This window comes from Allorhizobium sonneratiae (assembly GCF_023700755.1).
In the GTDB taxonomy this organism is placed as follows: Bacteria; Pseudomonadota; Alphaproteobacteria; order Rhizobiales; family Rhizobiaceae; genus Allorhizobium; species Allorhizobium sonneratiae.
Genome location: NZ_JAMKOJ010000001.1, coordinates 209,522 through 221,970, shown reverse-complemented (window position 1 = coordinate 221,970; position 12,449 = coordinate 209,522). Strand labels below are relative to the sequence as shown.

Below are 12,449 nucleotides of genomic sequence, written 5' to 3'. Positions count from 1 at the left end.
TTCATCGTAAAACGTGATGATCAAAAAACAGCTCCCCTTTTGGGGGAGCTGTTTTCAAAGTCAGTTTTAAGTTTTTGCCGCAGCATATTTGTAGAAAAGCAGGTCAGCCTTATCAGGCTGCACTTTTCTGCGGATTGTCGGGATCGATTCCATAATCCTTGAGCTTGCGGTAGAGCGTCGAGCGGCCAATGCCGAGCTTGCGCGCCACCTGACTCATCTGCCCCCTGTAGAATTTGAGAGCAAAACGGATCAATTCCTCCTCGATTTCAGCCAGACGGCGCACGTGACCGCTGTCATCCAGCGACACAATGATATTCTCCGCAGGCCCCGCACGATGATCGTCGGCGCGGGGAGCGGACAGGCGATCGATAAAGGCAAGTTCCGGGCGCTCCTGCACCGGAATCGACGAAGACGACTGCTGCGGTTCATTGACGGCAGAAAGACCGCTCCAGAACTTGTCTTTTGACAAGCCACCGGGAATCTGCGCCAAAATCTGCGGGAAATCCTCTTCCGTCAGTTCTGGGCCTTCCGCCAGGATCACCGCCCGGTAAATGGCATTTTCCAGCTGGCGGACATTGCCCGGCCAATCGAAAGCCGTCAAAAGCGCCAGGGCACCCGGACCAAGCATCAGGCTGCGCGACAGACGCTGTTCGGCGGAAAAGCGTTCGACAAAGGCGCGGGCCAGGAAAGGAATGTCCTCCTTGCGGCGACGCAGTGCCGGAATGGTGATTGGAAACACATTGAGCCGATAATAAAGATCCTCGCGGAAACGGCCAGCCTTCACCTCTTCGATCAGATCCTTGTTGGTCGCCGAAATCAGCCGCACATTGACTTTTTGCGGCTGGCGCGCGCCCATCATCTCGATCTCGCCATCCTGGACAGCGCGCAACAGCTTCACCTGGGCCTCAAGCGGCAATTCGCCGATCTCGTCGAGAAACAGCGTGCCGCCATCGGCCTCGATGAATTTTCCGGCATGGCGCTCATTGGCGCCGGTAAAGGCGCCTTTTTCATAGCCGAAGAGGATGGATTCAGCCATATGCGACGGAATGGCGCCGCAATTGACGGTGATGAAGGGCCGGGAGGAACGGTCGCTGGATGACTGGATCGCCCGCGCCACCATTTCCTTGCCAACACCGGACTCACCTTCGAGCACGACGGGAATGGTCGATTGTGCCGCCCGGCGCGACAGTTCGATCACCCGGCTCATGGCAGGGCTTGCCGAAATGATATCAGAAAAATGCACGACCCCGACACGCGCCCGGCGCTGCGGACGGGCACGACCGTCACGGCCATCCATGCGAATGGCATTGGCAAGCGCGGCACCGATCCGTTCCGGCGTGACCGGCTTGACGACAAAATCGAAAGCGCCCGCACGCATCGCCTGCACGACCGTATCGATGCCGCCCTGGCCGGTCTGCACGATCACCGGCACGTCGGCCTCCTGGCCGCCAATGGCAATCAGGAAATCGAGACCGCTCATGCCCGGCATCATCAGATCGAGGAGAATGGCGGAAATATCCATGCGATGCTGCTGGAAATAGGCAAAGCCTGCCTCTCCATCCTCGGCCAGATGGGCGGTATGGCCCTGCGCCTCAATGGCAGCCTTCAACAGGCGGCGCTGCACGGGATCATCATCGACAACCAGAATATGGGCGCTCACGTTCATTTCTCCCTGCGGTCGTGCGGCGTCTTGCGCCGGTTGCTGGGACCCTCCCTCACTCTCGGGCGGAGGCAGATCCCCTCTCAATGTGGACGATTACTGATCAATTTGATCCTGCACCCGCCTCCCATGCCGGAAGACAAAACCCAGAATCCCTATTTTTACTCAAAAAACACACGCATAAAGTGCCAAACTTTGTTTCCGTGCTACAATTTGACATAGAGGTTTGAAAAAGAGGTTCCTGTTTTTGTTTGAATTTTAACGATCCCTCGTCAAATCGTCCGCTTCGATACAAAGCTGTTCTACAAAGCAGCATGATTGCCGATACCGTCACATCCCAAGAGACACAAAGACAGCGCTTCATTTTAAAGATTTGTTAGGATTTGACACACTTCACCGGAACGATCCAGATAAAATTGCAATCGGTCACAAACAACCATAGGCTCATCACGAGAAGAACGGTTTTGCCGCAATCCGGCCAGTGCCAAACCAGGAGGACCAACCGGAGTTCACCTTTTGGTTTTCCGGTTTGTCTTTTCACGCAAATCTGTTCATCGTCCACAACAGCCAGTGCCAACAGCGTCAATAAGGAAACACCGTCATGCCGAGCCTTTCCGTCACCCGTACCACTGTCTTTCGCGATGCAGCCGAGAGCGCCGGTGCAGAGGCGCTCGGCAGCCTGCCGCAATGGCGGCTTGACGACCTCTACCCCTCGCCCCAGTCGGAAGCGTTTCTGCAGGATATGGATAAGGCCGCCACGATGAGCCGGGACTTCGCCCTGCGCTGGAAAGGCCGTCTGGCCGATGCGGCAGAGCTGGACGGGGCGCAGGGGCTGGGGGCCGCTCTTCAGGATTACGAGGCGCTGGACGATCTTCTCGGCAAGCTCGGCTCCTATGCCGGTCTTTATTATTACAGCGACATGACCGACCCGGCCCGGGCGAAATTTTTTGGCGACGCCCAGGCAAAACTCACCGATCTCTCCACGCAACTGCTGTTCTTCACCCTGGAGCTCAATCAGATCGAGGACGGCGTCATCGATGCCGCCATGGCCCGCGATGCCAAAACGGCCCATTACCGGCCATGGCTGATCGATCTGCGCAAAGACAAGCCTTATCAGCTCGATGAAAAATTCGAACAGCTTTTCCTCGAAAAATCCCAGACCGGCTCTGCCGCCTTCAACCGTCTGTTCGATGAGACACTGGCCTCGTTGCGTTTCGACATCGACGGCAAGAGCCAGACGCTGGAACCGACCCTCAATCTCCTGCAGGAAAGCGCACCCGAAACCCGCCAAAAGGCTGCCGAAGCCCTATCGAAGACCTTTGCCGACAATATCCGCATCTTTACGCTGGTGACCAACACACTGGCAAAGGACAAGGAAATTTCCGATCGCTGGCGCGGTTTCGAGGACATTGCCGACAGCCGTCATCTGGCCAACCGGGTGGAACGTCCGGTGGTGGATGCGCTGGCCAAGGCCGTCGAGGATGCCTATCCGCGCCTGTCCCATCGCTATTACAGGATGAAGGCAAAATGGCTCGGCATGGAGACGATGAATTTCTGGGACCGCAATGCGCCCCTGCCGGAAAGCCCGACAAGACTGATCGGCTGGGATGAGGCGCGTGAGACGGTGCTGTCAGCCTATCATGGCTTTGCACCGGACATGGCGGAAATCGCTTCGCGCTTTTTCGATCGCGGCTGGATCGATGCACCTGCCCGGCCCGGCAAGGCGCCCGGTGCCTTTGCCCATCCCACAGTACCGTCCGTCCACCCTTACGTTCTGGTCAATTATCTCGGCAAACCGCGCGATGTGATGACCCTTGCCCATGAACTTGGCCACGGGGTGCATCAGGTGCTGGCGGGCGCGCAGGGCGCACTGATGTGCCAGACGCCGCTGACGCTGGCCGAAACCGCCTCCGTCTTCGGCGAGATGTTGACCTTCCGCGCCCTGCTCGCGCGCACCTCAGATGCGAAAGAGCGCAAGGCCATGCTGGCGCAGAAGGTGGAGGACATGATCAATACGGTCGTGCGCCAGATTGCCTTTTATCAGTTCGAGCGCAAGGTTCACACAGCCCGCAGGCAGGGCGAACTGACGGCAGAGGACATCGGCAAGCTCTGGCTCTCGGTGCAGGGCGAAAGCCTTGGCCCCGCCATCAGCATTTCACAGGGCTATGAAAACTGGTGGGCCTATATCCCGCATTTCATTCACTCGCCCTTCTATGTCTATGCCTATGCCTTCGGCGATTGCCTGGTCAATTCGCTCTACGCCGTCTATCAAAATGCCCCGGACGGTTTTCAGCAGAAATATTTCGAGCTTCTGAAAGCCGGCGGCAGCCGCCACCACAGCGAACTCCTCGCCCCCTTCGGTCTCGACGCCACCGATCCCGGCTTCTGGGCCAGAGGTCTGTCGATGATCGAGGGGCTGATCGACGAGCTTGAAACGCTGGACAAGACGGTCGGCTGAGCTTTTCCACACAGGAAGCCAGCAGCCACTTTCTCTGAACAGGCGAAAAGAGCAAGGCGAAAACCGCATTCCTCTTTTCGCCTTGCGCTCACAAACCAGCCGCTCACAAACCGGCGTGACGCCCCGCTATGCGACCGGAAAACATGCATCCGCCGAGAAACGTGCCTTCCAGCGCATTATAACCATGCATACCGCCGCCGCCAAAACCGGCGGCTTCGCCGGCGGCATAAAGCCCCGGCACAGGCGCACCGGTTTCAGACAACACCCGCCCCTGCAAATCCGTTTCCAGCCCACCAAGCGTCTTTCGGGTGAGGATGTGCAGGCGTACCGCAATCAGCGGACCCATTGTCGGGTCGAGCAGCCGGTGCGGTCTGGCGGTGCGCATGAATTGATCGCCCAGATAACGGCGCGCACCGCGAATGGCCGTGACCTGCGCATCCTTGCTGAAGGGATTGTCGATTTCCCGGTCCCGTGCCTCTATCTCTGTGCGCAGCGATACGAAGTCCACACGGTTTTCGCCGGTGATCCGATTCATCTTGATGACGAGATCCTCCAGACGGTCGGCGACGGCAAAATCCTCGCCCTTGTCCATGAAAGCCTGAACCGGGCCGGGCGGCTCCTTGCCGAGCCGTTTCAGCAAAAGCGGGATATCCTTCTCCGTCAGATCGGGATTCTGTTCCGAGCCCGAAAGCGCAAACTCCTTCTTGATGATCGCCTTGGTCAGAATGAACCAGCTGTAATCGCTGTTGCGGGCCCTCAGTTCCTTCAATGTGGCGAGCGTATCGAAACCCGGCATGGCAGGCGGCCCAAGGCGGCGGCCATCGGCATCGCACCAGAAAGAAGACGGGCCGGGCAGAATGCGAATGCCGTGACCGGGCCAGATCGGCGCGTAATTCTTCAACCCTTCCGTATAATGCCACATCCTGTCGCGGTTGATCAGGCGCGCACCTGCCGCCTCGCTGATCGCCAGCATCCGGCCATCGACATGGGCCGGAACACCACAGACCATGAAGGGCGGCGGCGCGCCGAGACGTTCCACCGGCCAGTTTTCCCGCACCAGCGCATGATTGCCGCCAATGCCGCCGGAAGACACGATCACACTGTCGGCGCCAAGGGTGAAATCTCCCACCACTTCGCGGCTGCTCTTTTCGCCGCGCGCCACCCCATCAATCGGGAAAATCGTGCCCGATACACCGGTCACGCCGCCCCCGTCCTTCTCCAACCGGTCCACCCGATGGCGAAAGCGAAATGTCAGCTTTCCGGTCTTTTCCAGCTCCCGCGCCCGGGCGATGAAAGGCGCCAGAACGCCCGGCCCCGTGCCCCAGGTCACGTGAAAGCGCGGCACGGAATTGCCATGGCCGGAGGCCAGCATTCCGCCGCGCTCAGCCCAGCCAACCACCGGAAACCAGCGCATGCCCATGGCATGCAGCCAGCGGCGTTTTTCGCCTGCGGCAAAATCAAGATAGGCTTCGGCATAACGGCGCGGCCAGTGATCTTCGCCCCGGTCGAAGCCTGCCGAACCGAACCAGTCCTGCCGGGCAAGATCGAGACTGTCCCGCACTCTCAAACGCCGTTGTTCGGGACTGTCGATGAAAAACAGGCCCCCCAGCGACCAGAAGGCCTGACCGCCGAGATTCTGCTCCCCCTCCTGATCAACCACACACACCGAAAGCCCGCGCGCGCCCGCCTCGGTTGCCGCAACAAGGCCGGAAAGCCCCGCCCCCACGACCACAACATCAAATCGTTCCATCATTCCCCTCCGCCGTCATCCCCTCCCGGATGAACGGTTTTTGACTTTTACGAAAACGTAAAGATGAGGCAAGTGGAATTTACAACCATCCCGCTCCTGGATGCCATGCACAGGAAGCGGCGATCCTATTGGCTCAGATCGCAACAGCGCGCAAACGGGCGCTTATTTTTCTGTCAGCTTCAATTCGATCCGACGGTTCTGGGCGCGGGCTTCCGGTGTGTCGCCCGGCGCGATCGGATCATATTCACCAAAACCTGCCGCCACCAGACGGTTGGCAGGCACGCCTTTCGAGATCAGAAACTTGACCACGGAAATGGCGCGGGCCGCCGACAGCGCCCAGTTATCGGCAAAGCGGCCATTGCCGGAGAGCGGCACATTGTCGGTGTGGCCATCCACGCGCAGCACCCAGGGAATGTCTGCGGGAATTTCCTTGGAAATGTCGAGGAGTACGGAGGCCAGCTTGGCCATTTCCTCCTGCCCCTGCGGATTGAGATCGGCAGAGCCCGAGGCAAACAGCACTTCCGACTGGAAAACGAAACGATCGCCGACAATGCGGATATTCTGCCGGTCGGCGAGGATTTCCCGCAGGCGCCCGAAGAAATCGGAGCGGTAGCGGTTCAGCTCCTGCACCCGCTGGGCCAGAGCGACGTTCAACCGCCGCCCGAGATCGGTGATTTTCGCCTGCGATGCCTGATCCTTGGCCTCCGACACCTGAAGCGCCTGCTCCACGGCGGCGATCTGGGCGCGCAAGGCGGCAATCTGCTGGTTCAAAAGCTCGATCTGGTTCATGGCGCGGGCGCTGACCTGCTGCTCATTCGCCAGCTTGCCGGTCAGGTCCCGGATGGTGGCGTCCGATTGGGCCGCATTGCCCGAACCGCTGTCGAGCAGGCTTTGCAGCCGCGTCCGCTCCTTTTCCGAGGTGGCCAGCGAGGCCTGAAGATTGGCCAGCGTCTGCTCCATATCCTGCTTGCCGCTTTTTTCCAGCGCCAGCATCTGGGTCAGTTCGGCAATCTGGTTGTTGAGCCGGTTCAGGACGGCGTCCTTGCCGGAGATTTCGCGGCTCAGCACGAATTGCGCCACGACGAACACCGTCAGAATGAACATGATGGCGATCAGAAGCGTCGACAGCGCATCGACAAAACCCGGCCAGTAATCGCCGCCGCGTTCGCGTCTGCGGTTGCGCGAAAGCGCCATGTCACTTGCTCCCGAGCTTGTCGTTCAGCCGTTCGATGGCCTTGCGCATGGCGCGGGCGTCTTCCTGCTGCGCCTCGATCCAGTCGCGCAGCATCTGCTGCTCGTTGCGCATGTTTTTCACCAGTCCCTGAATACCGTCCGACAGGCTGGCAAGCGCTGCCGCAGAACGGTCCGCTCCCGCGCTGCTGCCTGCCGATTGCTGGGCGATTTTCTGCATCGCCTCCAGCATCCGGTTCATTTCGGCAGTCGATGGCCCAGCCTTGACCGGCAGTGACGGGTCGGGACCGACATCGGTGACGGAGGAAAGCCAGTTTTCCAGCTCGGTATAAAAGCGGTTCTGGGCGCGACCCGCCTGAAGATCGAGAAAGCCGAGGATCAGCGAGCTGGACAGCCCCAGCAGCGAGGAGGAAAAGGCCGTGCCCATGCCGGCCAGCGGGGCCGACAGACCGTTTTTCAGGCTTTGCAGAATATCGGCGGCATCGCCGCCCGATCCGGCATCGAGCGACTGGATCACGGTTCCGATCGAGCCGATCGTGCCGATCAACCCCCAGAAGGTGCCGAGCAGGCCGAGAAACACCAGAAGCCCGATCAGATAGCGCGAGGTATCGCGCGATTCATCCAGACGGTTGGCGATGGAATCGAGAATGGAACGCCAGACGGTTGCCGTCAGCGCCACCTGACGGCGATCACCGATCAGCGAGCGCATCGGCGCCAGAAGCTTCGGTTCGCGTCCGATTTTTTCCGCCGTGCCGAGCGTGCGGTAATGGTTGAACCAGCGAACCTCGGAAATGAGGCCGACGACATGGGAAAAGATCAGCACCACGCCGACGACGAGAACGCCGAGGATCAGGCCGTTCAGGCCCGGATTGGTGAAAAAGGCACGCTCAGCCTGGCGAAACAGGATGGCGGCGATAAAGCCGATCAGAATGAGGAATATCACCATGGTGACGATGATCGGGGCCGGACTAGACAGTCTCGATCCGTAACGGGCCGGTTCGGCCTCCGGGGCGTCCACATCCACCTCGCTCATGCGCGTCACTACTCCGTCCCGTCCTGAAACATTTGACCGGACACTACTGCATAATTCCTCAAATCGGAACCGAGGCTTTGAGAAAATTATAGGGTGCCGTGCGCCAGACAGGGTGCACAAAGCTTCGCTGCAGCGTTTTCATTCTACAGCGAAAATCCTGCCTCATCAGCCAAACGGCATCGTCTTGTCACGGATCTGTGGCAATCAATTGGCTGGCAGCGGGCGATTGACCACCTCGAGCAGTGCCTTCTGGATATATTCATTACCGGCGACGACCTCGCCCTTGTCGAGCGCATCCGCACCGCCCGAACGGTCGGAAACGAAACCGCCCGCTTCACGGATCAGCAAGATACCGGCAGCAATATCCCAGGCATTCAGCCCGCTCTCCCAGAAACCGTCGAAACGACCGGTGGCGACATAGGCAAGATCGAGTGCGGCTGCGCCAAACCGACGAATGCCGGCCACCTCACCCATGACATGGCGCAGTTCCACCAGCGCCTTGCCATGCTGCCCACGGCCAAGATGCGGCACGGCACAACCGATGACGCAATCGGACAGTACCTTGCGCGCGCCGACGCGGATGCGGCGGTCGTTCATGAAAGCGCCACCGCCCTTTTCGGCAGTGTAAAGCTCATCCGTTGCCGGATTGAAAATCACGCCTGCGACAACTTCGCCGTTGCGCTCCAGGGCAATGGACACGGCAAATTGCGGAATGCCGTGCAGAAAATTGGTGGTGCCGTCGAGCGGATCGACGATCCAGCGATGCGCGCCGTCGGTCCCCTTGATCTCCTCGCCTTCCTCGCCGAGAAAACCGTATGTCGGGCGCGCCTTCAGAAGATCGTCGCGCACCAGCTTTTCCGCCTTCAGATCGGCCTGCGAAACGAAATCACTCGGTCCCTTGACCGAAACCTGCAGATTCTGCACCTCGCCGAAATCGCGCGCCAGCGATTTTCCGGCCTTGAGGGCAGCCTGAACCATGACATTGAGAAGCGCGGAGCGGGCCATATGAAACGTCCTTCAAGAAAAATTGGCGGATAAGCCTGCGTCGGTCATGGGGAATTTGCGGGGCAAAACGACTGAATGGGTCGCAGCACCGGGTCAAGACCCGCAGCTTTCATCGATTGGCAGGTTCAAGACCACAAAGCGCGGGCAAATTCAAGGGGAGTCTGTCTTGCCGCTCTTCTCTTGAAGCAGCGGTGCTTTGCCGTCCTGCCCCGCACCCTGGCCCGCCCCGCCGTTACCGCTGCCCTGTCCGGTGCTTAATTGCGCCGGCACACTGTCCTCATGTCCGGCGCTCATTTGCGCCGGCACACCGGGCAGGCCCTCCGCCTGCGGGATCATCGAGGCACTGGCAGGCTGCGCCGGTTTCAGCTCGGGTCCCGGTGCTGTGCGCATCGGCACGGGCGCGGCCATACCGGGCGGCTGCAACACCGCCAGTGCGGTCTGGTGCGGTCCGATGCGGAAGGCGTTGGCCGCCTCGATCGCCTGTTTCTGCTGACGGTCCGGCAGGCCGAGATAAAAATCCTCAAGGCTTGGATCGTTGAGCCCTGCCCGGCGCGACAACACATACCATTTGGCCGCCGCCACCGGATCGGGCCTTGTGCCAAGCGCCTCGACATAGGCGTGCGCCAGCCTGTTCTGGGCGGCGACATTGCCGCGATTGGCGGCAATCCACAGCCACTTGAACCCATCTTCCAGATCCTGCGGCCCGCAGATGCCGTTGATCAGCCAGATACCGAGATCGAGCTGGGCGGTATCGAAACCGGCCCTTGCGGCGCGAAACAGCCATTGCCGCGCCTCTGCCGCCTTTTCCGGTCCGAGATCCGCCTGATTGCGATAAATCAGTGCGACGGCATATTGCGCATCCGCAATGCCCTGATCCGCCGATTTCAGATAAAAGGGCAGCGCCAGATCGAGGCCACGCCCGCCGGGATTTTGCGAGACAAGGATCTGCGCCCAGTTGAATTCGGCAGATGCATTGCCGGCCAGCGCCGCCCGCTTCATGTAATCTTCCGCCAGCGCCCGGTCGGGGGTCACATCCTGACCTTCATAAAGCAGCAGGGAATAGATGAACATCGCCGCCGGATTGCCGGCCTTGGCCGCCTTACCATACCATAAGGCCGCCGCCTTCGGATCGCGACGCACGCCAAGACCGCGGCTCAAAAGCTCACCCAGCAGGGTTTCAGCTGCCGCATCGCCCTTTTGCGCCCGCACTTCGGCTTCCTTGTAGGCGGTGGCGAACAGGCCGCGCTGAAACGCGCCATAAGCCAGATCAATCGGCCCGTGATACGGCTTTTCCGGTGGTAGCGGCGGCATGGGCACGCCCATGCGCTCCAAAAGCGTCAGCCCGCCATCCGAGCTGGTGTCCACACCGTCAGGACTGTCGATGTCCGGACTGTTGATCGGGCTTGCCTCGCCCGCATCCGGTGCGCGCGTCACCCGCCCGGATCGCGAGGCCCCATAAGGCGCCTTGCCTGTTTTCAGCAGATTGACGTCGTCAGCCAGTGCCACCCCTGTGGTCATCAGACAGGCGAGCGCGAAAAAACCGGGCAGGATGCGTTTCAAAACAGACGGCATAATCTGGTTCAATCGTGAAACCGTGGCGCTTTTTCGTCAAGCAGGGCATTGACCTGAGCAATAACGGTTGCGGCATTGGCAGGATCGGCAAACACGGCCTTGCCGAGCGCGACGAATTCCGCCCCCGTCTGCGCCACCGCAAGGGCAGAGGCCGGATCGGTGCCGCCCATGACAATGCAGGGAATTTCGATCATCGACGACCACCATTCTCCCAGCGCCAGGTTCTTGTCATGGGCGTCCGGCTTGATGTCGCCGTCCAGCTTGCCGAAGAAAATATAGTCGGGCGCAATATCGCCGATTTCCAGCGCCGCATGGCGATCCTTGGCGCCGCCTGCGCCGACGATCAGCTTCGGCGTGAATTTTTCCACCGCATCCGCCAGCGTCTCGAAATCGCCGCTCACATGAAGTCCATCGGCTTTGGCGCGACCGGCAACGCGGCTGTTATCCACGACAATCACGGCGGCACCCGCCGCCTGAATGACCGGGGTCACCGCCTCCGCCAGCGTCTGAAAATCGGGGTCTGTCAGCTCATATTGCGGCAACAGCACGGTGGCGACATCGCCACCCTTCAGGGCATCGCCGAGAATGCGAACAGCAGACGCCACATCGCCAAGCGGCGGCGCGACAAGAACCAGACGGCAGCGGGTTTCAGGATCGGTCATGGTCGGGCGGTTTCTCTTTCAGGCATATCCAAAGCATGGCAGGCAAAACAAAATCAGGAAACGGAGTGCCGCCGGAGTATCGGCTGTCTACCCGCGTCAAGGATTGCTTTGTCTCTATGGCATCGTCTCTATAACATCGGAGCGAAAAGAGGAAACCGGTTTTTACGGCAAAGACCGTGCGGTGTCATCGTGACATTATAGATCAGATCCTCATGTCCCGACCGCTGAAGAAGGCTTCGTCTGCAAAGGTGAGGTTGCCATTCCCGTCCGGGCCTGCGATCACTGTCGGGTTTCAACCGCCAACTGACCCGCCATGCTCACCGATATCCAATTTTATCTTGCAGCCATTCCCGCCGTTTTTCTCGTTGGCCTGTCAAAGGGCGGGCTGGGCGGTGCGTTCTCTCTGATGGCTGTGCCGATTCTGGCGCTTGCGGTGCCACCTCTGGCGGCAGCGGCCATTTTCCTGCCGATCCTGATCGTTATGGATGCTGTCGCACTTTATAGCTGGCGACATGAAAATGACCGGAAAACCCTGATCATGCTGCTGCCGGGAGCGCTCGCCGGCATCGGGATCGGCTATCTGACCTCGGCGCTGGTGCCGGTTGCCATGATGCGGCTGGCACTCGGCCTGATCACCACCACCTTTGCCGGTCGTTATTTCCTGCGCCGCCTCAAAGGCATCGGTCACGACACCCTTCCGGCAAGGCGCCATCATCCGCTCAAGGCCGGACTTTGGGGTTCGGTTGCCGGCTATGCCAGCTTCATCGCCCATGCCGGAGGCCCGCCTTTTGAAATCTACGCTCTGCCGTTAAAACTCAATCCACGCTCTTATACGGGGGCAAGCGTCCGGTTCTTCGCCATTTTGAACGCGGTCAAGCTCATTCCCTATATCGCGCTCGGCGAACTCGATTTCAGCAATTTCAAGCTGTCGCTGGTGCTGATGCCGCTCGCCCTCATCTCGACCATGATCGGTGCGGCCATCGTCAGGCGACTGAAACCCGAAACATTCTATCCGCTGGTCTACGGCATGACGCTTTTGGCAGGCGTCAAGCTCATTGCCGACAGTTTTCTTTAATCCTGTTGTAAACGTGAAGAAATTTCATTGGTAAGCCAGGACT

The 12,449-nt window shown here is 59.8% G+C and carries 8 protein-coding genes and 1 pseudogene; 2 read left to right on the top strand and 7 right to left on the bottom strand.

The annotated features are described in order from the left end of the window. Nucleotides 1–112: 112 nt before the first annotated feature. Entirely contained in the window at nt 113–1,660 is a 1,548-nt protein-coding gene (locus NAC44_RS00885) for a sigma-54-dependent transcriptional regulator (protein ID WP_250936936.1), read from the bottom strand. A gap of 601 nt (nt 1,661–2,261) precedes the next feature. Between NAC44_RS00885 and NAC44_RS00880 the strand changes: the two genes are divergently transcribed. Further along, entirely contained in the window at nt 2,262–4,118 is a 1,857-nt protein-coding gene (locus NAC44_RS00880; RefSeq protein WP_250936933.1) for a M3 family oligoendopeptidase, read from the top strand. Nucleotides 4,119–4,221: 103 nt separating this feature from the next. Here the strand turns inward: NAC44_RS00880 and NAC44_RS00875 are convergent, their stop codons facing one another. From NAC44_RS00875 to NAC44_RS00850, 6 genes and pseudogenes are all read right to left on the bottom strand, one after another. Further along, entirely contained in the window at nt 4,222–5,868 is a 1,647-nt protein-coding gene (locus NAC44_RS00875; RefSeq protein ID WP_250936932.1) for an FAD-binding dehydrogenase, read from the bottom strand. A 162-nt stretch (nt 5,869–6,030) separates the two neighbouring features. Further along, nucleotides 6,031–7,062 carry a peptidoglycan -binding protein gene (locus NAC44_RS00870; RefSeq protein WP_250936931.1) on the bottom strand — a complete coding sequence of 344 codons (1,032 nt, stop codon included), beginning with the start codon at nt 7,060–7,062 and terminating at the stop codon, nt 6,031–6,033. 1 nt (nt 7,063) lies between these two features. Further along, a complete protein-coding gene (locus NAC44_RS00865) occupies nt 7,064–8,101 on the bottom strand; it encodes a flagellar motor protein MotA (protein ID WP_420839829.1) in 1,038 nt (345 codons plus the stop codon). A gap of 195 nt (nt 8,102–8,296) precedes the next feature. Continuing rightward, the gene (locus NAC44_RS00860; protein ID WP_250936929.1) at nt 8,297–9,097 is read right to left on the bottom strand and encodes an inositol monophosphatase family protein; all 801 of its coding nucleotides are present in this window, start codon (nt 9,095–9,097) and stop codon (nt 8,297–8,299) included. A 453-nt stretch (nt 9,098–9,550) separates the two neighbouring features. Further along, a pseudogene (locus NAC44_RS00855) lies at nt 9,551–10,615 on the bottom strand (tetratricopeptide repeat protein); the annotation flags it as partial. A 62-nt stretch (nt 10,616–10,677) separates the two neighbouring features. Then, nucleotides 10,678–11,331 (bottom strand): thiamine phosphate synthase, encoded by a 654-nt coding sequence (locus NAC44_RS00850; RefSeq protein ID WP_250936928.1) that lies wholly within the window; start codon nt 11,329–11,331, stop codon nt 10,678–10,680. 313 nt (nt 11,332–11,644) lie between these two features. On the opposite strand from NAC44_RS00850, the gene NAC44_RS00845 reads away from it, so the two are divergent. After that, complete coding sequence (locus NAC44_RS00845; protein WP_250936927.1) at nt 11,645–12,406, top strand: sulfite exporter TauE/SafE family protein; 762 nt, start codon at nt 11,645–11,647, stop codon at nt 12,404–12,406. The last annotated feature ends 43 nt before the right edge of the window (nt 12,407–12,449 follow it).

Bases quoted from the DNA above. Each gene is read 5' to 3' on its own strand.
- NAC44_RS00880 (WP_250936933.1), top strand. From the start codon at position 2,262: ATGCCGAGCCTTTCCGTCACCCGTACCACTGTCTTTCGCGATGCAGCC.
- NAC44_RS00875 (WP_250936932.1), bottom strand. From the start codon at position 5,868: ATGGAACGATTTGATGTTGTGGTCGTGGGGGCGGGGCTTTCCGGCCTT.
- NAC44_RS00870 (WP_250936931.1), bottom strand. From the start codon at position 7,062: ATGGCGCTTTCGCGCAACCGCAGACGCGAACGCGGCGGCGATTACTGG.
- NAC44_RS00860 (WP_250936929.1), bottom strand. From the start codon at position 9,097: ATGGCCCGCTCCGCGCTTCTCAATGTCATGGTTCAGGCTGCCCTCAAG.
- NAC44_RS00850 (WP_250936928.1), bottom strand. From the start codon at position 11,331: ATGACCGATCCTGAAACCCGCTGCCGTCTGGTTCTTGTCGCGCCGCCG.
- NAC44_RS00845 (WP_250936927.1), top strand. From the start codon at position 11,645: ATGCTCACCGATATCCAATTTTATCTTGCAGCCATTCCCGCCGTTTTT.